The organism is Serratia sp. TMDUHS_CL, assembly GCF_037137105.1.
GTDB classification, from domain to species: Bacteria; Pseudomonadota; Gammaproteobacteria; order Enterobacterales; family Enterobacteriaceae; genus Serratia; species Serratia nevei.
Window position 1 is genome coordinate 80,503 of the sequence record NZ_JBBBDV010000012.1, and the last position, 22,906, is coordinate 103,408.

Sequence of the window (22,906 nt, forward strand, 5' to 3'; positions counted from 1 at the left end):
CCTTCGTTATTTTTACCACCTCCCGCTGCACAGCACCACCGGGGGATTGTTACCCCAGGTTATGCCGCGCCACCGGCAACAGATAACGCTCTGTTTCGGCCAGTATTTGCGCCAAGTATTCATTATCCAATTGGCGGAACACTCGCTGCACGTAGGGATCTTCCCCTTCTCCGGGAATGCGCTGATCGCCCTGCCAGGCCTGCAGCAGTTTGGCGCGTGCCTTAATTTGCGCTTCTTCCTCCCAGTCGATTTCCTGCGTTTCCGGCAGATAGCACTGACTTAGCCACGCCCAGCCGCTCTTGTTCAACAACAGCAGCGGCTGACTCAGACCGCGCTGATAGCCCGCCAGCAGTTCCGCCAGCTGCGCCTGTGCCTCTTCTGGCGCCAGCGCGGCAAAGCGCCAGGCGGAATTCTTGCGGCCATACATGCGGCTCTCGCCGGTGCCGCCGGCGCAGCAGTACACCAGGTGCTCCAGCCACAGCAATATGCCGTCCACCGCCGACAGCGTAGCAGGCCGCCAGCGCAGCAGGCCGTCATCCTGCACCTGATGCAGCCAGCCGCTGAGGCGCACGCCGGCGATATCGATATCCAGCTCCAGGCTATGGCTCTCTGCGCGTTCCGCACGCACCTGCTCGGCCAGTTCGCTCATCTCCTCCTGCTGTTTTTGCCAATAGATTTCGCCGAAGGCGCCATAGGGCAAGCCGCCGGCGGCGCGCACCCGCTGGAACAACCGTTCGGGCTCGTCGCCGTCTATCAGCGTATTCAGCAGCTGGCTGTTGAACTGGTAACGGCTGAGGTTATCCAGCGTGAAGGGTTCTTCGTCGGGCAGCTCGGTCTCTTCCAGGATAAAACTGACGCCCAGCCGCAGTTGGAAAAATGCGCGAATCGGATGGCGGTAAAATCGCAGCAGCTCATCCAACGATATTTGCTGCAGCGCTTCGGCAGGCAGCGGCTGGTTGAACGCCGGATGCGCCGCACCGCGCCCATCGGCGGCGGGCAGCCACTCGGCGGCATAGCTTTGCGCCTCCGAGCCCGGCAAGAAATTCTCGGCGGCGAACGGCATGCGCGCGTGCCACTTCAGCAAGTGCTCACCAACCCGCCGGGCGCTGTCGTCTGCGCTGAGTTCCTCATCTCCCGGCAGACAATAGCTTTGCTCCAGGTACTCCAGCAGCTCGGTGACCAGCACCGAAGGGTAGCGCGGGCTGTTGTCTTGAATGGAACGGCCGATGAAACTGATATACAGCCGCTGCTGAGCGGACAAAATCGCTTCCAGGAACAGATAGCGGTCGTCATCGCGACGGCTACGGTCGCCGCGTTTGACCTGCTGCGCCATCAGATCGAACCCCAGCGGCGGCAGCATGCGCGGATACACGCCGTCGTTCATGCCTAGCAGGCACACCACCTTGAACGGAATGGAACGCATCGGCATCAGCGTACAGAAGTTGATTTGCCCGGCGAGGAAGCGCTGGCTGATGCGCTCCTGATCGAGGCGCGCCGCCAGATCGTCGCGCAGAATGGTCAACGGCACCTCGTCGGGATAGCGCGCCGCCAGGCCAAAATTGATGGCCTGCTGCCACTGCTGTTCGATCAGCGCCAGCACAACTTCGGTGTCGCTGTCCGCAGCGAAGAAGGCATCCAGCAGTTGCCGGCACAGCGGCAGCCACGCTTCGAGCGGGCGCGCTTCGCTCAAGATTTGCCGCCAGTGGCTGAGCTGCGCCAGCAGATCCGCCAACTGCCCCGCCAACTCGGCGACCAATCCGCTCGATTCGTCGTAAGGTAAAATGCCCTGCCAATCGCCGGCATTGCTGTCCATCGCGTAGCCGAGCAGCATACGCGTAATGCCGAAGCGCCAGGTATGCTGGCCGGTGGCGGGCAGATCCAGTTCGCGCACGTTATCGTCGTCCAGGCCCCAGCGCACGCCGGATTCACCGACCCAATGACGCAACAGGCGCAGCCCCTCTTCGCCAATGGCGAAACGGGCGGCCAGGGCCGGCACCTCCAGCAGCGCCAGTACCTGTTCCGAGGTAAAGCGGCTTTGCGGCAGATCGAGCAGTGAAATGAACGCCTGCAGCGCCGGATGCTCCTGGCGCGCTTTACGGTCGGAAATGGCGAACGGCAGGTAGCGCTCGGCGGGGGCATTGCCGAACACCGCCTGAATGTAAGGCGTGTAGCTGTCGATATCCGCCACCATCACGATGATATCGCGCGGCGTCAACGACGGATCCTGCGCCAGCATGCTCAGCAGTTGATCGTGCAAAACCTCCACTTCCCGCTGCGGGCTGTGGCAGGCATGCAGGCTGAGGGAGCGGTCGTTCTCATCAAGCGGACGTTTGCTGAAGCTGCTTTCCAGCGTTTCCGCGGTAATACCGATTACCGCATGGTCTTCCAGCTCCAGCATATCGCGCTGAACGGCGTGCAGCATGGTATCGGCCGGGATATCGACAAAGGCGTCGACCTCTTGCGCCCCTTCCATCTGCGACAGCAGATAGAGGTGATCGCGCCCCAGCTTGCCCCAGGAGGCCAGCAGCGGGTTGCTGAGCTGCTGCTGGCCTTCGGCGTCAAACAGGCGCGCCGCGTCATCCGGCTCGCGGAACAGTCCCTGCTCACGAGCCTGGTGGTAGTGACGGCGCTTGCGGCTCTGCAAGCGAGCCAAGAAAGCGTAATCCTGAATGTCGCCCCAGTAATAGCGACAGGGGTTGGTGAACATCAGGTGGATATCGATATGCCGCCCCAGCGCCTGCAGCGCCTCCAAATAGACCGGCGGCAACGCCGAGATGCCGCAGATAAACACCCGCGGCGGCAAACCGGGCGGGCACGTTTTTGCCTGCTCCAGCGCGTGGATAAAGCGGCTGTACAGATTGGCGCGGTGCCATTCCGGCTGCCCCAGCTCTTGCGTGTACTCCACCAATCGCGCCCAGAGCGGCGCCTGCCATTGCTGAGCCTCCGCTAGACCGTCGATGCGCTCACCGCGCTGCCAGCTCTCCAGCCACTGCGGGCGATAAACCAAATACTGGTCGAACAGGTCGGCGACCCGGCCGGCCAACTGGTGGATCTTGCGCTTGTCGCCGTCATCGGTCAGATAGTGCTGCAGTGGCGCAAACGCCGGCTGGGTCAGCATCTCCGGCAGCAACCACATCAGCTTCCAGGTCATCGCGTCCTTGCTGAAGGCGCTCTCTTTCGGGATATCCGGCAACACCCGGGTGAACATGTCCCAAATAAAGGTCGCCGGCAGCGGAAACGCGACATTGGCGGCGATGCCGAACTGTTCCGCCAGCTGCATCTGCAGCCATTGCGCCATGCCGGGGCTCTGCACCAGCACCACTTCCGGTTGAAAAGGATCGGCCAACGGATCTCTGGCTATCAGCGCGCTGGTCAGCGTTTTCAACAAATCCAGCTGATTGGAATGATAAACCGTGAACATCAAGGCTCCTTTAAAACAAAAGACATACCGGCTTAAAAGCGGGTGCAATACCAGCGGCTCAGCGTTGCCCACTGCCGCTGCGGCGTTTGGATCCTGACCGTCAATCGGCGGCAATCACTCTCGGCATCGTCAAGCGCCGTCTCGCGTCGCCACCCTTCCGGCAGCGGTTCAGCCTCGAGCCGCCCGGTGACGGCAAACGCCTCCAGCTGCTGATGCGCCAGCCCCCAGGCTTGCCGGTAGTGCCACTGGCGCTGAAACGACTGCAACAGTACCTGATGATACTGTAACAAGCCCAGCAGCGACACCGAGAACAGCAAGGCCGCCACCAACACTTCCGGCAGGCTGAAGCCGTTGCGGGATATCCGCCCAGCCCGAGCGTTAGCCGTCACAGTCGGCCAGCCTTTTCTCGGGGCAAAAATCCAGCCGACCGCCCGGCTGTGCTTGCACCTTGCCAGCGGCCTCCGCGCCGTTAAAGGTGCCCCATTGATACAACCATAGCGGTTCACCGCCGCGCATCTCGCCAAGGCCGCGTACCGTCACAACGCCCGCTCTGGCAGACAGCCGAGCGCAGGCCGTCAGCTCCGCGCGCTGCCTGCATAACCAGGCCGCCGCACTCAGCTCGGCGCGTGGCCAGCGCTGGCTCATGCCCCAACTCAGCGCCGAAGCGGCCTGATTGTAAGTCTGAAGGTAACGCTGCTGATCGGCAGCCAGTAACAGCGCGTTATCCAACTGCCGATGCTGAGCGTTAAGCAACATCAGCCCGAGCGCCAGCAGCAGCATCACCGCCGCCAGGGTGCTACCGCCTCGCTGGGTGCGCCGGTTCATGGCAGCGCCGCCATTTCGACGCTCCCGCTCAGGCTGCGCCCGATACGTGCATCGCTGGCGGAGCGCCCCGCCAGCGTCAGGCGAGCCAAGGTCGCGCCGTGATTGCCCCGCTCTATCGCCACATGAAACCGCTCAATGCGCACCTCGTCATGGTCGAGCAGCCGCTCCCAGCCACCGCCATCGCATTGGCTCACGCCGCGCTGCCCTTCCAAGCCGCCATTGCGCAGCCGGTAACCAAAGTAGCCTGCATCCTCGCCCGAAGTGAGCCATTGCCCGCTGCGAGCAATGTCGTAGGCAACGATAACGCAGCTGCCCGCCGCTTCTCCCGCAGCCTGGCCGATCAGCAGCGGCCGGCCGGCGCACTGCCCGGCGCAAAAACCGGCGCGGCGCAGATCTTTCTCAATGCCGAACGCCAACTGCCGCAGCGTTGACTCCAGCCGAAAGTGCTGGCCGACGGCCACGCTTTGCTGGCGCAACAGCGGGTAAGTTTTCGCCGCGCCGAGCGCGATTACGCTGCCGAAGACCAACGCCAACATCACCTCCGGCAAGGTAAAACCGCGTTCTAAAGTCAACATAGCGCCATGCCCCTTAGCCGCTGCCCTTCGCTGCACAAACGCAGCCGCCCACGGGCGGACAGTACCAGCCGCAGGCTGCCTGCGTCGTTGCTGAGAAGGATGTGCCCCGCCTGTGCGGTATTGCGCAAACCGTAAAACCCAATCTCTTTGCCGGTGTAGCCGCTCAGCGCAACGTCGCGATAAGACGGCGAGAAGACAGAGCCTTCGGCGGAAGCGCAATCCGGCGGCGGCACGCCACCGCCCAGACACCAGGGCGTGCCGTTCTTGAACCACAGCAGCGTCGTGCGGTTACGCCAGTTGGCGTCCGCCTGCAAGCGCAGCAGAAACGCCAGCAGCTGTTGGGCCGTATGTTCCAGCCGTAGCGCTTGCTGATGATAGCGCCATTGCCCGACGCCCCAGCCGGTCAGCATGGCGGCGATCAATATCGCCGCCAACAGCTCAATCAACGTCATGCCACGCTGGCGATCATCAATGTTCGAGAGAGTATTGTCGTTCATGCCGCCAGTGTAAGGGCCGTAACAACGCGGTAAAGCCACATGCGCAAGCGCTGCGGCAAGCTGCGCAATGTTTCCTCTACGACGGCAGGCGGCGACAAAAAAATGCGGCGCGGTGCGCAATGCGGATAAAAAAAGGGGCGCAATCGCTGCGCCCCTGATGTGATGCGGTTAAGGTCAGATCGCGACCGGCGCCTTGATGGCCGGATGCGGATCGTAACCTTCGATCTCGAAGTCTTCGAAACGGTAATCGAACAGCGAAGCCGGTTTGCGTTTGATCACCAGTTTCGGCAACGGACGCGGTTCACGCGTCAGCTGCAGCTGAGTCTGTTCCATGTGGTTGCTGTACAGGTGGGTATCGCCGCCGGTCCAGACGAAATCGCCCACTTCCAGATCGCACTGCTGCGCCATCATGTGCACCAACAACGCGTAGCTGGCGATGTTGAACGGCAGGCCGAGGAAGACATCGCAGGAGCGCTGGTACAGCTGGCAAGAGAGCTTGCCGTCCGCTACGTAGAACTGGAAGAACGCGTGGCACGGCGCCAACGCCATCTGATCCAGCTCGCCGACGTTCCAGGCGGAAACGATGATGCGGCGCGAATCCGGATCCTGCTTCAGCTGTTGGAGCACGTTGCTCAGCTGATCGATCTGACGGCCGTCCGCTGCGCCCCAGGCACGCCACTGTTTGCCGTACACCGGGCCGAGATCGCCGTTTTCATCGGCCCACTCGTCCCAAATGGTGACCTTGTTGTCACGCAGGTAGGCGATGTTGGTATCGCCGTTCAGGAACCATAACAGCTCATGAATGATCGAACGCAGATGACATTTTTTGGTGGTCACCAACGGGAAACCTTCCTGCAAGTTGAAACGCATCTGGTGGCCGAAAATCGACAACGTGCCAGTGCCGGTACGGTCGGCTTTAGGGGTGCCCTCGGCGAGCACCTTGTTCATCAAATCCAGATACTGTTTCATTTGTCCCTCACGACAGTTGTTGCTGCGGGCGACGACGGTACGCCCAAATCATCATAATAACACCGGCCACCACCATCGGGATGGACAGGATCTGCCCCATGCTGATCACGCCGTCGAACAAGCCAAGCTGGGCATCCGGCTGGCGGAACGCTTCAACGATGATGCGGAATGCGCCATAACCGATCAGGAACAGGCCCGATACGGCGCCCATCGGCCGCGGCTTGCGAATAAACAGGTTCAGAATGATAAACAGCACCACGCCTTCCAGCAGCAGTTCATACAGCTGCGACGGGTGGCGCGGCAGTACGCCGTACTGGTTCAGCAGCGGCAGCAGAGAAGGATCGGCGGCGGCGAGGGCCACGTCTTCGCTGCGCGAGCTTGGGAACAGCATTGCCCAAGGGGTATCGGTGGTCACGCGGCCCCACAGTTCACCGTTGATGAAGTTGCCGAGGCGGCCGGCACCCAGACCGAATGGGATCAGTGGCGCGATAAAATCGGAAACCTGGAAGAAGGTGCGTTTGGTGCGGCGAGCGAACCAGAACATCACCAGAATCACCCCCATCAAGCCGCCGTGGAACGACATGCCGCCATCCCAGACCTTGAACAGATAGAGCGGGTTATCCAGGAACAGCGGCAAGTTGTAGAACAGCACATAGCCTACGCGGCCGCCGACGAATACGCCCAGGAAACCGGCGTAGAGCAGGTTTTCAACTTCGTCTTTGGTCCAGCCGCTGCCCGGCTTGTTGGCGCGGCGCACCGCCAGCCACATGGCAAAAACGAAACCGACCAGGTACATCAGGCCGTACCAATGCAAAGAAACCGGGCCAATGGAGAAAATGACCGGATCAAATTTAGGAAACGCCAGATAGCTATTGCTCATCTATCACCACAACATGTCTGTTATTTTTCCCCATGCGGGGGCGGCAGGTGCCAAGCGGCGACGGAGATTATCCCGCGCCTTGCAAACGGCAGCGTTAGCCGCTGTGGTGTGCAAGGCGACGAGCATGCGCCGCGCTGAGGTTGCGCATCATAACATAGGCTTAGCGCGGTCCGGTCCGGCAGGGCGGGAAAAGTTCTGTAAAAAAATCACACCGCACGGCGGCTATCGGCCCCCACGGATCAGCCCGCCCATGCCGCGCCGCTCCATAAACGCCGCCACCAGATGGCGCACTTCGGTGGTCATCTGGGTGTTCAACACCCGCTGCGCCAGCACTTCGGCGTCGGCAAGGTCGATATGCCGCAGCAGGTATTTGATGCGCGCCACGCTGCGGCCGTTCATGCTCAGATTACGATAGCCCATACCCACCAGCAACAGCGCGCCCATGGGATCGCCGGCCAGTTCACCGCAGAGGCTAAGCTGCAACCCGGCTGCTTTCCCCTGCTCGGCAATCAATCTCAGCACCTGCAACATCGCGGGATGCAAACTGTCGTACAACGAGGCGACCCGGGTGTTGTTGCGATCCACCGCCAGCAGGTACTGCGTCAAGTCGTTAGTGCCGACCGAGATGAAATCAACGCGCCCGGCCAGATGCGGGATCAGGAAAATCATCGACGGCACTTCCAGCATCACGCCGATTTTCGGTTTCGGGATCGCGTAGCCGAGCACTTCTTCCACCTCGCGCCCGGCGCGGTCAATCAGGCGCTTAGCCTCGTCGACCTCTTCCAGGCTGGTGACCATCGGCAGCAGAATGCCCAGGTTGCCGGTGCCGGCGTTGGCACGCAGCATCGCGCGCACCTGAATCAAAAAGATCTCCGGCTGATCCAAGGTAATACGGATGCCGCGCCAGCCCAGGCAAGGGTTCTCTTCGCTGATCGGCATATAAGGCAGTTGCTTGTCGGCGCCGATATCCAGGGTGCGCAGCGTGACCGGCTTGCTCGGGTAAAGCTGCAGCATGCCCTGGTACTGCGCGACCTGCTCCTCTTCGGAAGGGAAGCCGCTTTGCAGCATGAACGGGATTTCGGTGCGGTATAGCCCCACGCCATCCACCCGGCCGCCCAACAGCTGTTCATGTTCCGGGCTGAGGCCGGCATTCAGCATCACCTGAATGCGCTCGCCGCTTTTCAACTGCGCCGGCTGCTCGACGTCGTCTTCCGCCAGCTTGCTCAGCTCCAGCTCTTCGCTGATCAGCCGTTGATATTCCTGCACCAGTACCGGCTCAGGATCGACCAGCAGTTCACCGCGATAACCGTCGACGATCAGCAGCCGCTGGCTGAGCAGAGAAGGCTGGATGTCGGCGCCCATCACCGTCGGCACCCCCATCGCCCGCACTAGAATTGCCGCATGCGAGTTGGCGGCACCGTCGCGCACCACCACGCCGACCAGACGATCCTGCGGCACTTCGGCCAGCAATGTCGCGGTCAGTTCATCCGCCACCAGCACAAAACGCGCCGGCCACTGGGTGGCGCCCTGGGTGGTGTCGTCGAGGTGGAACAGCAGGCGCTGGCCCAGCGCGCGCAGGTCGCTGCCGCGCTCGCGCATGTAGGTGTCCTGCAGTTTGGCGAACTGCTCGGCAAAGGTTTCTATCACCTGTTTCACCGCCCACTCCGCCACCGAACCGTTGTCGATTTCGGCGAACAGTTCGCGCTTGAGACGGGCGTCGTTTAACAGGTGAGAATAAAGATCGAAGATCGCCGCGCTCTCTTTTTGCGAACTGGCGGCAAAACGCTTGCTGAAGCGGCGAAACTCCGCGCCGGCCTCTTCCAGCGCCAGCGTCAGGCGCTCGCGCTCGCTAGCGGTGTCCAGCGTCGACGCGCGGTAAACCTGATCGAGCGAAGGCTGGCTGCTGTCCTGCCACCCTTCCGCCACCGCCACGCCGGGCGAAGCCGCCAGCGCGCGCACGCGCGTTTGGCGATACTGGCCGAAAATGGCGTTGAGCTGCGACTGTGACAGGATCCCGGCCATCTGCGTGGCCAGGGTGACCATGAAAGACTCTTCGCTTTCGTCGAACTGGCGCAGTTCGCGCTGCTGCACCACCAGCACGCCCAGCAGCTGGCGCCGATGAATGATCGGCACCCCGAGGAAGGATCGGAAACGATCCTCTTTCACCTGCGGAACGTATTTGAAACTGGGGTGGCTTTGGGCATCGGCCAGGTTGATAGGCTCGGCCCGGCGGCCGACCAACCCGACGACGCCCTCGTCAAACGCCAATGCGATAGTGCGCCCGCGCGGCTTTTTCAGCCCGCGCGTGGCCATCAGGTAGTAACAGCGGCGATCGTTGTCCGCCAGGTAGATGGAACACACTTCGGTGTCCATCGCCAGACAGGTTTCATTGACCAGCAGATCCAGCGCATCCGTCAGACTGGCCGCCGCGGCCACCTTCTCTACAATTTCTCGCAAGCGCGTGAGCATAGTCGGCTTAACTTAACCTCTCTTTCGGCGATAAGCGGGGGCCTGCCGCGGCGCCGCCTGCTCTTGCATCGGCATCACGGTCACGGCGAATTCTTTCATCACCCGGCGGTAGACGTCGCGTTTGAACGACACCACCTGGCGCACCGGATACCAGAAGCTCACCCAGCGCCAACCGTCGAACTCCGGCGTGCTGCTGCGCTGCATATTGATATCAGCGTCATTGCACAGTAGCTGCAACAAAAACCATTTTTGCTTTTGGCCGATACAAACCGGCTTTGTGTCCCAACGCACCAAACGTTTCGGCAATTTATAGCGCAACCAGTTGCGGGTCGAAGCCAGGATGCGCACATCCTTTTTACTCAGCCCCACTTCTTCGAACAGCTCACGGTACATCGCCTGCTCCGCAGTTTCGCCAGGGTTAATCCCACCTTGGGGAAACTGCCAGGAGTGCTGACCGTAACGGCGGGCCCATAAGACCTGCCCCTGACGATTACAGATTACGATACCAACATTCGGGCGGTAGCCATCATCATCGATCACCGGACTACCTCGATAAGCTTAAATTCGCATAGATGTCCTGATTGTTTCACACAAGCTACAGGCGGTAAACCACTGCTTTACGGCGCTGCGGACCGGATAACATTGGGATAACTCACAGATATAGGCAAAGTTATAAACATACCCCAGCCTTTCGGGCCGGTTTTATTCACTTTTTCTGTGGATAGGTGTGTGCAGAACTCGAGGGATAAGCCGGTACAACTCTTAAACCCCAAAATCCCCCACCGCCCCCAAAAACACACATTTACTTTAAAAACATATAATTAATTAACACCCCATCATTATGTACAGGGTAAAAATGTGATCTATGCACGGTAAGGATCTTACCCTGGCGAAAGATCCACCAACGCCGTTTTTATCCACAGATTATCCGAGCAAGTTACGCACAAAACGGACAAATTCGTAAAAAACCGCCCGAGTCAAGGCTGTAAATTGAACCAGTGATCGGTAAAAATTTGGGTTATCCCATAAATCTGTGGATAAATAGGTGTAAGATCCTGTTTATTGTCGGTGGCTTCAGGTGAACAAGCCCCGCCAGTGCATTGCCTCCCCCGCAAGGAAATGAAAAAAGTCATGTAAAATCATGCTACTATTATTCTTTTCCCCAGGCGATGACGGTTATCGTTCGTCGTGCATAATTGCAGTACGTTTTTCAACCAAATTCGACAGGCTTGATTTATGGCGTTTTTATCCCCTTTGCCGCCCCCGCCGGAAAATGAACGGCAGCTGTTCGAGCGTGCTCAGGCGCTGGCCGGCGCCAGCTTTGGCGAGCTGGCCGCCCGCGCGCAGCTGCCGATCCCCAAGGATCTGAAGCGCGATAAGGGCTGGGTGGGCATGCTGCTGGAGCTGTACCTCGGCGCCATGGCCGGCAGCAAACCGGAGCAGGACTTTCCCGAACTGGGCATCGAGCTGAAAACCATTCCTGTCGACGCCGCCGGCAAACCGCTGGAAACCACTTTTGTCTGCGTCGCCCCGCTCACCGGCAACAGCGGCGTCACCTGGGCCAGCAGCCACGTTCGCCACAAGTTGGCGCGCGTCTTGTGGATACCGGTAGAAGGCGAACGGCAGATCCCGCTGGCCGAACGCCGCGTCGGCTCGCCGCTGCTGTGGAGCCCGAGCGCCGCAGAAGAAGAGAGTCTGCGCCGCGATTGGGAAGAGTTGATGGATCTGATCGTACTCGGCCACGTAGAGCGCATCACCGCGCGCCACGGCGAAGTGTTGCAACTGCGCCCCAAAGCCGCCAACAGCAGGGCGCTCACCGAAGCCATCGGCGAACAAGGGCAACCTATCATGACGCTGCCGCGCGGTTTCTATCTGAAAAAGAGTTTTACCGGCGCGCTGCTGGCAAGACATTTCTCAATCTAAGCGATTTCGTTTAACTCTGGTTTAGCTAACCCTGTCAGCGCCACGATAAACGCGTATAATTCACGCTTTGCATTTATTAAGTATTAAGGTGTGCCGGGCAATGTTCGAATGGATTATGGATCCCAATGCCTGGTTAGCGTTAGGTACGCTAACCATTCTTGAGATCGTACTGGGTATTGATAACATCATTTTTCTGTCGCTGGTGGTGGCCAAGCTGCCCAAAGCGCAACAGAACAAAGCTCGCCGGCTCGGTCTGGCCGCCGCCATGATTATGCGCCTGGCGCTGTTGGCCTCCATCGCCTGGGTGATCCGCTTGACGCACCCGCTGTTTACCGTGTGGGATCACGCTATTTCCGCCCGCGATCTGATCCTGCTGTTGGGGGGGCTGTTCCTGATCTGGAAAGCCAGCAAAGAGATCCACGAAACCATCGAAGGCACGGAAGAAGAGCACCACACCAAGGTGCACAGCTTCTTCGGCGCGATCGTGCAGATCATGCTGCTCGATATTATCTTCAGTCTGGACTCGGTGATTACCGCCGTGGGCCTTTCCGACCATCTGTTCATCATGATGGCAGCAGTAGTGATCGCCGTCGGTGTGATGATGTTCGCCGCCCGGCCGATCGGTGAGTTCGTCAATCGCCATCCGTCGGTGAAAATGCTGGCGCTGGCGTTCCTGATCCTGGTGGGCTTCACGCTGATGCTGGAAAGTTTCCAGGTGCACGTGCCGAAAGGCTACATCTACTTCGCCATGTTCTTCTCGATGTCGGTAGAAGCGCTCAATCTGATGCGCAGCAAGAAAAACCGCTCGCCGGAATAACCCTACCCGGAAGCCGCCATCGGCGGCTTCCATCGCTTCGTTGACCTCTCATTTCACTTTTTCTTATCAGATAAAGACTTATCTGAGACGCCCTTCGCCGAGAGTTTGCTAATCTTGAAATAACAACCTTTTCTGGATAATCGAGGATCCGCAGGATGAAAAAGTGGGTAATGGCAGTGTCTGCGCTGGTGATGGTGGCCGGCCTGGCGGGATGTTCCAGCGACTACGTGATGGCGACCAAAGACGGCAACATGATCCTGACGCAAGGCAAGCCAGAGATCGACAAAGATACTGGCCTCATCAGCTATAAAGACGAGAAAGGCAACCACCGCCAGATCAACGGCGATCAGGTTTCCCAGGTTATCGAACGCTAATCACCGCCCGCCGGCTATCGCCCGCGCGAGCGCGGTAGCCCTCATTCGTGTCCGCACGGAATCCGCTTCCCCCATCTTCACCGCTTGGTTATAGTCAGGAAAGGCGACATCGCCGCCCGACGGACTTTGCGCCGTCTTCTGACATTGGGCTCCTGTTTCACCGGGCCGCGCGGCCCGTCAGCGCTAACAAGAAAGGAAGGCCGTTAATGCAATACCACCGTATTCCCCACAGTTCTTTAGAAGTGAGCGTGCTGGGACTGGGCACCATGACCTTTGGCGAACAGAACACCGAAGCCGACGCCCATGCGCAACTGGACTATGCATTGGCCGCAGGCGTGAACCTGATAGATACCGCCGAACTGTATCCGGTGCCGCCCCGCCCGGAAACCCAGGGCCTGACCGAGAGCTATATCGGCAGCTGGATCAAGGCACGCGGCAATCGCGAAAAAATCGTCCTGGCCAGCAAAGTCTCGGGCCCGGTGCGCGGCACCGACAGCAGCATCCGCCCGCAGCAGGCGCTCGATCGCAAAAACATCCGCGCCGCTCTGGACGCCAGCCTCAAGCGGCTGAACACCGATTATCTCGATCTTTACCAATTGCACTGGCCGCAGCGCGCCACCAACTGCTTTGGCAAACTCAACTATCAATACACCGATGACAAAGCTACGGTTACGCTGCTGGAAACGCTGGAGGCGCTGACCGAGCAGGTGCGCGCCGGCAAGATTCGCTATATCGGGGTTTCCAATGAAACGCCCTGGGGCGTGATGCGCTACCTACAGCTGGCGGAGAAACACGAGCTGCCGCGCATAGTGTCGATTCAAAACCCGTACAGCCTGCTGAACCGCAGCTTTGAGATTGGCCTGGCCGAGATCAGCCAGCACGAAGGGGTGGAACTGCTGGCCTATTCCAGCCTGGCGTTCGGCACCCTGAGCGGCAAATACCTCAACGGCGCTAAACCGGCCGGTGCGCGCAATACGCTGTTCACCCGCTTCAACCGTTATTCAGGACAGCAAACCCAGCTGGCGATCGCCGAGTACGTGGCGCTGGCCAAAAAACACGGGCTGGATCCTTCGCAGATGGCCTTGGCCTTCGTGCGTCAGCAGCCGTTCGTCGCCAGCACCCTGCTGGGCGCCACCACGGTGGAGCAGTTGAAAATCAACATCGACAGCCTCGATGTGGTATTGGATGAGGACGTGCTGCAGGCGCTGGAAGAAATCCATACCCGGTTTACCATTCCGGCACCTTAATACAGCCGAGGCGCAGCCTGGCTGCGCCCCGTTTTTTACCGCCGCTGCGACCACCATAGCACGCTAATCGCCAGCGCAAACACCACGCCAAACCCTACGCCGACGCCCACCACCGGCACGCCCAGCTTCACCACCAGCGAATACAGCGCCAGCATCAGCAACATGGCGGCGTTTTCACCCAGGTTTTGCACCGCGATCGCATTGCCGGCGCCGACCGAATGCTTGCCCCGCTCCTGCAGCAACGCATTGAGCGGCACCACGAAGAAGCCCCCCAGCATGCCGATGATCGCCAGCAAGACATAGGCATTGAGCATGGTGGTTTGCAGCGCGAACACCGCGACCGCGACGCCGATCAGGATCCCGGCCGGCATGCAGCGTTTTACCGTCTTCAGCGTGACGAAGCGCGCGGCAGCGCCGGCCCCCACCACGATACCTACGGCCACCATGGCGTTCAGCAGCGTCGGCGTGGCGTTATCGGCGATACCGAGCGCCACCGGCACCCACAGCACCAGCAGAAAACGCAGCGTCACGCCGGCCCCCCAGAACAGGCTGGTGCCGATCAAGGAGAAACGCGTCTGCCCATCGCGCCATAACGTGACGCAGGCGGTAAAGAAGCTGTTCGTCATGGCCTGCGGGCGCCAGGAGGCCCCCGGGCGCGCCGCCGCCAGACGCGGAATATACAGGTTGGCGACCACCGCTCCCGCGTAAACCAAGGCGCAGGCCGCCAGCGCCGCGACCACATGCCAGTCCGCCAGAATACCGCCGGCCACCGAACCGGTCAGAATGGCGGCGATGGTCGAGGCCTCCATCAGGCCGTTAGCCTTGACCAGCTTCTCGCCGCTGGTGATCTCGCCCAGAATGCCGTATTTGGCCGGCGAATACGCAGCGGCCCCCACGCCGACCAGGCTGTAACCGAGAAACGGGTTGAACCCAAAGCAGATCACCAACGCCCCCGCCAGCTTCAGGGCGTTGGCGAACATCATCACCCGCCCTTTGGCGAAGCTGTCGGCCACCTGGCCGACAAACGGTGCCAGGATGATGTAGGTGGCAACAAAGGCCATCTGCAGGATCGGCTGGCTCCAGTCCGGATACAGCTGCTGCTTGATCAACGCCAGCGTGGCGAACAGCAGCGCATTGTCGCCGAACGCCGAGAGGAACTGCGCGCTGATGACGGCGATCATGCCGCGTGACAACAAAGGGGATTCGGTCGAAGGATTCATCAGGCACTCTCCGGCTGTTCGGCCATATGACGCAGGGTGACAAAATCGGGTTTGCCGCTGCCGAGCACCGGCAGCGTTTTCAACAGGCGAATATCACGCGGCACCGCCAGCTCCGGACTGCCCAGCTCGCGCGCCACTCGCAGCAATGCCTCGCGTGTGATGGCGGGATCGGTGGTGAACAGCACCAGCGCCTCACCTTTGCTGCTGTCGCTTTTGGCGGTGGCGGCATGCAGTTTTTCCGGCGACAGCCGCTGCGCCAGCAATTCGACGCTCTCAAGCGACACCATCTCCCCCGCCAGCTTGGCGAAGCGCTTCACGCGGCCGCGAATGGTGCAGTAACCCTGCTCATCCAGGCTGACGATATCGCCGGTGTCGTACCAGCCCGGCTGCAGCACGCCGTTCTCATCTTCCGCCGCCGGCGGCTCCAGCTCGCCGGGGCGCTCAACCCGCAGATAGCCTTTCATGATATTCGGCCCCTTCAGCTGCAGGCGGCCGCCGTTATCGATGCCCGGCACCGCGATCAGGCGCGCCTCCATCTGCGGCATGATGCGGCCAACGGTGCCCACTTTCGTCGCCAGCGGCACGTTAATGGAGACCACCGGCGCGCACTCGGTCACGCCATAGCCTTCCAGGATGCGGATGCCGTATTTGTCCTGGTAGAGCTGTTTGGTGCTGTCCGCCAGTTTTTCCGCGCCGGCCACCACGTAGCGCAGGCGGGCGAAATCATACGGATGCGCGAAGCGCGCATAGTTGTTGAGGAAGGTCGCCGTGCCGAACAGCACCGTGCAGTTGCGGTCATACACCAGCTCCGGCACCACGCGATAATGAAGTGGGCTGGGGTAGAGAAAAATGCGGCTGCCGGTGATCAGCGGCGTGAGCAGCCCCACCGTCAGACCGAACGAGTGGAACAGCGGCAGCGACGACATGAAGCGGTCGCGCGGCGTGAAGTCGGCGATGGTGCGAATTTGTTCTACGTTGGCCAGCAGGCTGGCGTGCGAATGCACCACGCCCTTGGGGTGGCCTTCGGAACCGGAAGTGAACAGGATCAGCGCCGCGTCTTCCGGGCGTTGCGGCAACGCCGCGCGCTGCGGCTGCAGCAAATGCCGCAAAATCCACAGCTTGTCCGCCAGCGTGACCGTATCTTTCAAATCTTCCAGATACACCCAGTTGGCCTGCGGCACCTGTTCCGGCAGGTGAGTCAGCTTGCCCTTTTCCAGAAACTGGCGCGAGGTGACGATGGTCTTGATGTCGGCGGCAGTCATCGCGCTGTTCAGGCCGTTGGCGCCGGCGGTGTAGTTGAGCATCGCCGGGATGCGGTTACGCAGCGAAGCGCCGAAGATCGCCGCCGCGGTGATGGTGGCGTTCGGCAACAGCAGGCCGACGTGTTCCCCTTCGGCGGTAAAGCGCTGCAGAATACGGCTGACGCCCAGCGATTTCTTGATCAACGTCTGGTAACTGTCTTCTTTGAAAGCGATGTCTTCGATACAGGGCTTGCGGCGCCCGTAGCGGTGCTGCGCCGCCAGCAAGGCATGGAACAGCGTCTGCGGTTCACGCGTATCCATCCGCGCCCGCATCATGATCTGCATCAGCCGATCGCCCGCCAGCGCCCGGCGTTCACGCGCGCGCGGCGCTTCCGGCATCGGCAGCGTGGTCGGCGGCAAGATGCGGATGCTGATTCGCGGGAACCAGCGGATCTTGAATACCCCGGCCATGCGCCCGAACGGACTGAATTCAGGGCCGTCGATCCGCACCGGCACTACAGTGGCACCCGATTTGGCGGCGATAAACGCCGCGCCGTCGTAGATTTTCATCAGCGCGCCGGTCACGGTGATGCGCCCTTCAGGGAACACCACGATCGGCCGCCCCTGCTCGACCATCCGCACCAGCTGTTTGATGGCCATCGGCTTGGTGGGATCGAGCGAGACGAAATCGATGTAGGGCCGCAGCCAGCGCATAAACCAGCTCTCGCCGATGCTGGCGTAAACCGCAAACACCGGTTTAATCGGCAGAAACAGCGCCAGCAGCACGCCGTCGAGGAAAGAGACGTGGTTCGGCGTAATCAGCAGTTTTTGCCGCTCGAAGTGCTGGACATCCCCTTCGACCCGAACCCGAAACAGCAGGCGAAACAGCGCGCGCAGCAGTGAAAAGATCATGCCCTTCTCCCTTGGCCATGGAGGCGTAAATCGTTGTAGGGAAAAGAATACTATATGGCAGGCAAAAAAAAACCTACGCATCCGCGTAGGTTGGTGCAATTGAAAATGGCTTCAACATACAGAGTATGCTGATTTCTCACCAATCAATACCTCTGGGATCACCTACTCTAGAGAGATGGCGTGCAGGAGACTACCGGCGAATCGCAAGAGTTCTGCTCCAAATGCAACCAGCTGTAAATTTCCCGCGATCTGCTGTAATAACTCAATGAAACTTAAACCTTCCCGCAGCGGCGAAAAAATAAATATAACAACGACGACGAGCCGGTTATCCCGACGTGAAATCGTCATTCATCGCGCGCTGACCTCCACCAGGCAGCTCATGGCGTTCGGCCCCTGCGTCAACGATGAGGTGCCGATATCCAGCGTCAGCACATTCGGGTTGCCCGCCTGTTCGACCGGCCGGCGCTGCGCGTCGTAACCCGGCTCGAACCAGGCGCCGGTCGCCATCAACACCACGCCGCGCGTCACGCCGTCGGTGAGGGACGCCCCCGCCAGGCAGCTGCCGCGCGCATTACTGACCAGCACTTCGCTACCCTCTGCCACGCCGCGCTGCGCCGCGTCCTCCGGATGCATATACAGGGTTTCGCGCCCGGCGGTCTTATTGCCCTGCGCCAGCGGCGCCGGATCCATCTGGCTGTGCAGACGATCGCTCGGCTGGATGGAGATCAGATGCAGCGGCCAGGTTTTGGCCTGCGGCGCGCCCAGCCACTCCACCGGCGGCCGCCACTGTGGATGCGGCGCGAAATCCTCGTAGCGGTAACCGGCGATCCGCTCGCTGAACAGTTCGATCTTGCCGCTGGGCGTCTGCAGCGGACTAGCCTGGGGATCGGCGCGGAACGCGTCAAAAAAGACGAACTCCTTGGCCGGCGCGGGCAGTTCGGCATAGCCCCGGCGCCAAAAATCCTCAAACCCGGGCCAGGCGACGCCGGCACGCCGCTGCGCCACGCCGCATTGCCGATAGATCTCTTCGATCCAGGCCCGCTCGTCGCGGTTTTCGGTAAAGCGTTCGCGATAACCCAGGCGCTCCGCCAGATCGGCGAAGATATCAAAATCGTTGCGCGCCTGATGCTGCGGCGCAATCGCCTGATGCATCGCCAGCACGTAGCGATCGCGCGAGGAGCCGCCAATATCGTTGCGCTCCAGCGAGCTGGTGACCGGCAACACGATATCCGCCATTTTGGCCGCCGCCGTCCACCAGATATCTTGTACGATCACCGTATCCGGCTTCTGCCAGCCTTCCACCAGCCGGTTCAGCTGCTGATGATGATGGAACGGGTTGCCGCCGGCCCAGTGCACCAGGTGGATATCCGGGTACTGGCGCGTCTCGCCGCAAAATTGATAGGCTTCGCCGGGGTGCAGCAGCATGTCGCAGATGCGCGCCACCGGGATCGCCAGCCCGGCCGGGTTATCCCCTACCGGCATGGTCGGCGCGGGGGTGTCCACGCGCGGGTTACCGACGCCGTTCATCGATCCGTGGCCGAAGGAAAAGCCGCCACCCGGCAGCCCCACCTGGCCCAGCATCGCCGACAGCGCGATCATCATCCAATACGGCTGCTCGCCGCGGTGCGCGCGCTGCACGGAGTAGGAACAGGTGATAAAACTGCGCACGCCGATCAGCTGCCGCGCCAGCCGCGCGATGCGCGCCGCCGGAATGCCGGTAATGGCGCTGGCCCAGGCCGGCGTTTTCGCCACGCCGTCGCTCACGCCGTTCAGGTAATCCGCCAGCTGTTGATAGCCTACGCAGTGGCTGTGCAGGAAGGCTTCGTCCTGCGCACCCAACTGCTGGATTTCGTAAGCCAGCGCCAGCATCAGCGCCACGTCGGTATTCGGCCGGATCGGGATCCACTCCGCGTTGACGAACCCGGGGCAGTCGTCGCGCATCGGGCTGATGTTGACAACCGGCGTGCCCTTCTGCGCCAGCTTTTGCAGCCAGGGCTTGAGCGCATGCTCCGCCGCGCCGCCGGAAGAGACCTGGGCGTTTTTCAGCGCCAGCCCGCCAAACGCCACAAACAGCTCGCAATGCTCCACCACGCTCGGCCAGCTGGTGACGCGCCCGGTCAACGGCGAGAAAGTGCCGATCACATACGGCAGGAAAAACTGCGCCGCGCCCCAGCTGTAGTTGCCCTGCTGATCGACCCCGCCGCCGCCGCTGAAATAGAACCGCCGTACCAGCGAACGCGCATGATGCAAACGCCCGGCCGACGACCAGCCATAAGAGCCGGTAAACAGCCCGGAGGCACCGTAGCGATCGCGCACCCGGCGGTTCTCCTGCGCCACCAAATCGAGCGCCAGCTCCCAGTCCACCTCGACGAAGTCTTCCCTGCCGCGCAGCGTGCGGTCGCTGCCCTCGCGCTTTTGCAGCCACGAGCGGCGCACCGCCGGCTTGCGGATACGTTTGTCGGAGTAAACCATCGGTGCGATGGAATCGAGCAACGGCGAAGGATCGGGATCGTCGGCGAAGGGTTCACAGCGGATAAGCCGGCCGTCTTCAACCACGGCGGTATAAGCGCCCCAATGGGCGAGCTGCGGATAGCGTTTAATGGACATGGCGTTCTCGGCGCAAATCGGAATGCACAGACGTTACCTCAGCCCGCCGCCAGAGCCAACGTACAAATTGCGCTATCGTTCGGCAGCCGATGGTTATGCGTACAGACTCGAAGAGATTCTGCAACGGCCGCCACAAGTTGCGCACGAGACCGCTTGCAGCCCCGGTTTTTTTCCGCAAAACTGAGGGATGTAAGCGATTACCCAGGATGTGTTGACTGATATGGCTACGATAAAGGATGTTGCCAGGCTGGCGGGTGTTTCCGTGGCCACGGTATCCCGCGTGATAAATAATTCCCCCAAGGCCAGCGAAGGGTCGCGCACCGCAGTGCTGGCCGCCATGGAACAGCTGCAGTATCACCCTAACGCCAACGCTCGGGCGCTGGCGCAGCAATCCACCGAGACGCTGGGCCTGATCGTCTCCGACGTTTCCGACCCCTTCTTCGGCGCGATGGTCAAAGCGGTCGAGCAGGTGGCCTACGCCACCCACAATTTTCTGCTGATTGGCAACGGTTACCACGACGCCGAAAAAGAGCGTCAGGCGATTGAACAGCTGGTGCGGCACCGCTGCGAAGCGCTGGTGGTGCACGCCAAGAGACTGAGCGATCGGGAACTTTGCGGCTGGATGCAACAGATCCCGGGCATGGTGCTGATCAACCGCACGCTGCCGGGTTTTGAAACGCGCTGCGTGGCGCTCGACGATCGCTACGGCGCCTGGCTGGCGACCCGGCATCTGATCCAGCAAGGGCATCAGCGCATCGCCATCATCTGCTCCACCCACCAGATTTCCGACGCCACCGATCGCCTGCAGGGCTATCTCGACGCGCTGCAGGAGCACGGCATTGCGGTGGATGAAAAGCTGATCGCCTACGGCGAGCCGGACGAGATCGGCGGCGAACAGGCGATGACTGAATTGCTCGGCCGCGGCCGTTCGTTCTCCGCCGTTACCTGCTACAACGATCCGATGGCCGCCGGCGCGCTGTCGGTGCTGAGCGACAACAGCGTCGACGTACCGGGGGAAATTTCGCTGATCGGTTTCGACGACGTGCTGATTTCGCGCTACCTGCGGCCGCGCCTGACCACCATTCGCTACCCGATCGTAGCGATGGCCACCCAGGCGGCAGAGCTGGCCCTGGCGCTGGCCAACCGGCAACCGCTGCCGGAAATCACCAACATGTTCAGCCCGACGCTGGTGCGCCGCCACTCGGTCGCCACCCTCAACAACGCGCACGACTAGCAGGCGATTAAACGTGATGGAAACCGACGGCCGTTCCTCCGCAGAAACGCTGTTTTGGTTCGAAACACCGCTTCAGGACGGTTCGATCCTCCGCACGGTTCGATACGCCGAACCGGCACCTGAGCTCGTCATGTGGCATGCGCGGTATGATCCGCGACGCTTTTCCTTTCGCCCGGCTCAAACGCAAGAGGCGTTGCGTCTCGCCGGATTAGAAAAGAGGCCGATCAAGCGCCAGGCAGAATATTGGGCTGGGCGAAACCTGATGATGCTGGCATTCGGTCTACAGACACCGCCAGGCCGAATGCCATCCGGCGCGCCGCACTTGCCGAGCGGCGTCAGCGGCTCACTCTCGCATTCGTCAGACAATATTTTACTGCTGGCGGGCCCGGAAGGGGCATACACGGGGGTGGATATCGAACGCCGGTTAACACCGATCGCTCTGCAATCGGTCATCAACCGGGTGGCGACACAGGCAGAGCAACGCTGGCTGCATGACCTGGCGGCTTCGCAGCAACAGCTCGGCGCAACCGTGCTGTTCTCCGCGAAGGAAACGCTGTTCAAAGCCCTTTGCAGTAAAATGAACGTCAACCCAGGCTATGCTGCCGCAGAAGCCCCGGCCCCACCGCAGCACGGCGTTCTGTCTCTCAAGCTGACCCGAAATTTAGGCCCCGGTTTGGACAGCGGCCAATGTTTCGAACTCAGCTATGCTCAGATGAACGATTTCATGCTGACCTGGTTATGTCAGTCTTCAATATGAACTTTGGCTAAAAACCGCTTGTCTTCCTTTTCCACCAACGGCACAGCCTCTTTCAACGTTCGCAATCCGTGCGGCGTCAAGGTTATCAACCGCTCTCGCCGATCCAGTAAAAAAGGCTGCACCGTGATCAGCTGCCCCTGTTCCAACTTGCGTAATAACAGAGAGATCTGCATCTTCTGCACACCGGATTTCTCAACGATCATTTTTTGCCTGACCGTGCCATCCTGCGTCGCCTGATAATTCTGCTTTGACAACCAGCCAATCACCGCCAGAATGCTGAAGCTCTGCTGCGTCAGATGATAGGGAGCCAGGGCAATATCAATCTGCCTTTGCCACTGCAAGAACGTTTGCCAGAATCTGAAACCAGGGCTTTCCATCGGCGAACGGTGTGAGAATGTCGGCCTTGCATCATCTTCGGTCATCATGTCTTATCTCCCTTTAAATCTTAAAATTAGAGGGAGAGTTTACCTCAATGTCTTATCCTCGGTTAACGCCCGCTGACTCAGTTCCTGCATCGCCTGCCGCAAATGGGTTTTTATCTTCCCGCCAATCAGACGCCCAAACACGGGCGCCAACAGGCCCGACATGGTCACCGAGTGGCAGATTTGCGCTGTCTCGTCCTTCCCCTGAGGGGAAATATACTCATGATCGAACGCCAGGCGCGTCAGGGGTAACTGCGCCACATCAGAGAAAGATCGCAGAGGCACAATATCGCTGAGGAGGAATTTCACCTCCGGGCCGCTGGTGGGTTTCATCCGGCCAACGGTGCCAACAATGAACTCTCCTTCCAACCTCACCCACTCCAGCTCACTGTCCCAACAGGGCCAAGAGGCGGCGTCTTGCCACATCGCCCAAATCTGCTCCGGCGTTGCCCGGGTTGCCACTTTTTCGCTGTAAGTCCATGTGAACATATCCATACTCCTTGCTGTTAAACGTTA

The 22,906-nt window shown here is 60.6% G+C and carries 20 protein-coding genes; 6 read left to right on the top strand and 14 right to left on the bottom strand.

All coding sequences use genetic code 11. The annotated features are described in order from the left end of the window. Positions 1-49: 49 nt before the first annotated feature. From recC to rppH, 9 genes are all read right to left on the bottom strand, one after another. Positions 50-3,421, bottom strand: a complete 3,372-nt coding sequence (recC, locus tag WCL58_RS19955; protein WP_336851520.1) for an exodeoxyribonuclease V subunit gamma — start codon at positions 3,419-3,421, stop codon at positions 50-52. 32 nt (positions 3,422-3,453) lie between these two features. Next, positions 3,454-3,810: a prepilin-type N-terminal cleavage/methylation domain-containing protein gene (locus WCL58_RS19960; RefSeq protein ID WP_060441346.1), complete on the bottom strand. Its 357-nt coding sequence runs from the start codon at positions 3,808-3,810 to the stop codon at positions 3,454-3,456. Next, positions 3,800-4,246: a YgdB family protein gene (locus tag WCL58_RS19965; protein ID WP_060441345.1), complete on the bottom strand. Its 447-nt coding sequence runs from the start codon at positions 4,244-4,246 to the stop codon at positions 3,800-3,802. Before WCL58_RS19965 ends, WCL58_RS19960 begins: the two co-directional genes overlap by 11 nt. Then, positions 4,243-4,821: a prepilin peptidase-dependent protein gene (locus WCL58_RS19970; RefSeq protein ID WP_070913907.1), complete on the bottom strand. Its 579-nt coding sequence runs from the start codon at positions 4,819-4,821 to the stop codon at positions 4,243-4,245. The genes WCL58_RS19965 and WCL58_RS19970 overlap by 4 nt, the downstream gene beginning before the upstream one ends. Further along, positions 4,815-5,318, bottom strand: a complete 504-nt coding sequence (locus tag WCL58_RS19975) for a prepilin peptidase-dependent protein (protein WP_070913906.1) — start codon at positions 5,316-5,318, stop codon at positions 4,815-4,817. Before WCL58_RS19975 ends, WCL58_RS19970 begins: the two co-directional genes overlap by 7 nt. A 174-nt stretch (positions 5,319-5,492) precedes the next feature. Next, a complete protein-coding gene (gene thyA, locus WCL58_RS19980; RefSeq protein ID WP_016929918.1) occupies positions 5,493-6,287 on the bottom strand; it encodes a thymidylate synthase in 795 nt (264 codons plus the stop codon). A 7-nt stretch (positions 6,288-6,294) separates the two neighbouring features. Continuing rightward, positions 6,295-7,167 (bottom strand): prolipoprotein diacylglyceryl transferase, encoded by an 873-nt coding sequence (gene lgt / locus WCL58_RS19985; RefSeq protein ID WP_015378920.1) that lies wholly within the window; start codon positions 7,165-7,167, stop codon positions 6,295-6,297. 222 nt (positions 7,168-7,389) lie between these two features. Continuing rightward, entirely contained in the window at positions 7,390-9,636 is a 2,247-nt protein-coding gene (ptsP, locus tag WCL58_RS19990; RefSeq protein ID WP_038878700.1) for a phosphoenolpyruvate--protein phosphotransferase, read from the bottom strand. A gap of 12 nt (positions 9,637-9,648) precedes the next feature. Next, positions 9,649-10,176 carry an RNA pyrophosphohydrolase gene (gene rppH, locus WCL58_RS19995; RefSeq protein ID WP_004931849.1) on the bottom strand — a complete coding sequence of 176 codons (528 nt, stop codon included), beginning with the start codon at positions 10,174-10,176 and terminating at the stop codon, positions 9,649-9,651. A 696-nt stretch (positions 10,177-10,872) separates the two neighbouring features. Between rppH and mutH the strand changes: the two genes are divergently transcribed. The 4 genes from mutH to WCL58_RS20015 all read left to right on the top strand — a co-directional run bounded on the left by mutH (position 10,873) and on the right by WCL58_RS20015 (position 13,997). Further along, positions 10,873-11,559 carry a DNA mismatch repair endonuclease MutH gene (mutH, locus tag WCL58_RS20000; protein ID WP_060441344.1) on the top strand — a complete coding sequence of 229 codons (687 nt, stop codon included), beginning with the start codon at positions 10,873-10,875 and terminating at the stop codon, positions 11,557-11,559. A gap of 100 nt (positions 11,560-11,659) precedes the next feature. Beyond that, the gene (locus tag WCL58_RS20005; protein WP_049273516.1) at positions 11,660-12,376 is read left to right on the top strand and encodes a TerC family protein; all 717 of its coding nucleotides are present in this window, start codon (positions 11,660-11,662) and stop codon (positions 12,374-12,376) included. A gap of 155 nt (positions 12,377-12,531) precedes the next feature. Then, on the top strand, positions 12,532-12,750 hold the full coding sequence (locus tag WCL58_RS20010; RefSeq protein ID WP_038878690.1) for a YgdI/YgdR family lipoprotein: 219 nt from the start codon (positions 12,532-12,534) through the stop codon (positions 12,748-12,750). Positions 12,751-12,956: 206 nt separating this feature from the next. Continuing rightward, positions 12,957-13,997, top strand: coding sequence for an NADP(H)-dependent aldo-keto reductase (locus tag WCL58_RS20015; protein WP_060423007.1), 1,041 nt, complete (start codon positions 12,957-12,959; stop codon positions 13,995-13,997). A 35-nt stretch (positions 13,998-14,032) separates the two neighbouring features. Here WCL58_RS20015 and lplT read toward each other — a convergent pair whose 3' ends face one another. The 3 genes from lplT to WCL58_RS20030 all read right to left on the bottom strand — a co-directional run bounded on the left by lplT (position 14,033) and on the right by WCL58_RS20030 (position 19,977). Then, positions 14,033-15,217 (bottom strand): lysophospholipid transporter LplT, encoded by a 1,185-nt coding sequence (gene lplT / locus WCL58_RS20020; protein WP_060423003.1) that lies wholly within the window; start codon positions 15,215-15,217, stop codon positions 14,033-14,035. Further along, a complete protein-coding gene (aas, locus tag WCL58_RS20025; protein ID WP_336851521.1) occupies positions 15,217-17,370 on the bottom strand; it encodes a bifunctional acyl-ACP--phospholipid O-acyltransferase/long-chain-fatty-acid--ACP ligase in 2,154 nt (717 codons plus the stop codon). The genes lplT and aas overlap by 1 nt, the downstream gene beginning before the upstream one ends. A gap of 348 nt (positions 17,371-17,718) precedes the next feature. Then, positions 17,719-19,977 (bottom strand): molybdopterin guanine dinucleotide-containing S/N-oxide reductase, encoded by a 2,259-nt coding sequence (locus tag WCL58_RS20030; RefSeq protein WP_336851522.1) that lies wholly within the window; start codon positions 19,975-19,977, stop codon positions 17,719-17,721. 220 nt (positions 19,978-20,197) lie between these two features. Between WCL58_RS20030 and galR the strand changes: the two genes are divergently transcribed. Together galR and WCL58_RS20040 are read left to right on the top strand one after the other, a co-directional pair. After that, positions 20,198-21,211, top strand: coding sequence for an HTH-type transcriptional regulator GalR (galR, locus tag WCL58_RS20035; protein WP_336851523.1), 1,014 nt, complete (start codon positions 20,198-20,200; stop codon positions 21,209-21,211). 16 nt (positions 21,212-21,227) lie between these two features. Beyond that, a complete protein-coding gene (locus tag WCL58_RS20040) occupies positions 21,228-21,968 on the top strand; it encodes a 4'-phosphopantetheinyl transferase family protein (RefSeq protein WP_230491021.1) in 741 nt (246 codons plus the stop codon). On the opposite strand, the gene WCL58_RS20045 is transcribed toward WCL58_RS20040, so the two are convergent. Both WCL58_RS20045 and WCL58_RS20050 read right to left on the bottom strand, forming a co-directional pair. After that, positions 21,953-22,393 (bottom strand): MarR family winged helix-turn-helix transcriptional regulator, encoded by a 441-nt coding sequence (locus WCL58_RS20045; protein ID WP_141960075.1) that lies wholly within the window; start codon positions 22,391-22,393, stop codon positions 21,953-21,955. The genes WCL58_RS20040 and WCL58_RS20045 overlap by 16 nt on opposite strands. A 39-nt stretch (positions 22,394-22,432) precedes the next feature. Next, positions 22,433-22,879: a hypothetical protein gene (locus WCL58_RS20050; protein ID WP_230490996.1), complete on the bottom strand. Its 447-nt coding sequence runs from the start codon at positions 22,877-22,879 to the stop codon at positions 22,433-22,435. Positions 22,880-22,906 lie beyond the last annotated feature (27 nt).

Bases quoted from the DNA above. Each gene is read 5' to 3' on its own strand.
- recC (WP_336851520.1), bottom strand. From the start codon at position 3,421: ATGTTCACGGTTTATCATTCCAATCAGCTGGATTTGTTGAAAACGCTG.
- WCL58_RS19965 (WP_060441345.1), bottom strand. From the start codon at position 4,246: ATGAACCGGCGCACCCAGCGAGGCGGTAGCACCCTGGCGGCGGTGATG.
- WCL58_RS19970 (WP_070913907.1), bottom strand. From the start codon at position 4,821: ATGTTGACTTTAGAACGCGGTTTTACCTTGCCGGAGGTGATGTTGGCG.
- WCL58_RS19975 (WP_070913906.1), bottom strand. From the start codon at position 5,318: ATGAACGACAATACTCTCTCGAACATTGATGATCGCCAGCGTGGCATG.
- thyA (WP_016929918.1), bottom strand. From the start codon at position 6,287: ATGAAACAGTATCTGGATTTGATGAACAAGGTGCTCGCCGAGGGCACC.
- lgt (WP_015378920.1), bottom strand. From the start codon at position 7,167: ATGAGCAATAGCTATCTGGCGTTTCCTAAATTTGATCCGGTCATTTTC.
- ptsP (WP_038878700.1), bottom strand. From the start codon at position 9,636: ATGCTCACGCGCTTGCGAGAAATTGTAGAGAAGGTGGCCGCGGCGGCC.
- mutH (WP_060441344.1), top strand. From the start codon at position 10,873: ATGGCGTTTTTATCCCCTTTGCCGCCCCCGCCGGAAAATGAACGGCAG.
- WCL58_RS20005 (WP_049273516.1), top strand. From the start codon at position 11,660: ATGTTCGAATGGATTATGGATCCCAATGCCTGGTTAGCGTTAGGTACG.
- WCL58_RS20010 (WP_038878690.1), top strand. From the start codon at position 12,532: ATGAAAAAGTGGGTAATGGCAGTGTCTGCGCTGGTGATGGTGGCCGGC.
- WCL58_RS20015 (WP_060423007.1), top strand. From the start codon at position 12,957: ATGCAATACCACCGTATTCCCCACAGTTCTTTAGAAGTGAGCGTGCTG.
- lplT (WP_060423003.1), bottom strand. From the start codon at position 15,217: ATGAATCCTTCGACCGAATCCCCTTTGTTGTCACGCGGCATGATCGCC.
- aas (WP_336851521.1), bottom strand. From the start codon at position 17,370: ATGATCTTTTCACTGCTGCGCGCGCTGTTTCGCCTGCTGTTTCGGGTT.
- WCL58_RS20030 (WP_336851522.1), bottom strand. From the start codon at position 19,977: ATGTCCATTAAACGCTATCCGCAGCTCGCCCATTGGGGCGCTTATACC.
- galR (WP_336851523.1), top strand. From the start codon at position 20,198: ATGGCTACGATAAAGGATGTTGCCAGGCTGGCGGGTGTTTCCGTGGCC.
- WCL58_RS20040 (WP_230491021.1), top strand. From the start codon at position 21,228: ATGGAAACCGACGGCCGTTCCTCCGCAGAAACGCTGTTTTGGTTCGAA.
- WCL58_RS20045 (WP_141960075.1), bottom strand. From the start codon at position 22,393: ATGATGACCGAAGATGATGCAAGGCCGACATTCTCACACCGTTCGCCG.
- WCL58_RS20050 (WP_230490996.1), bottom strand. From the start codon at position 22,879: ATGTTCACATGGACTTACAGCGAAAAAGTGGCAACCCGGGCAACGCCG.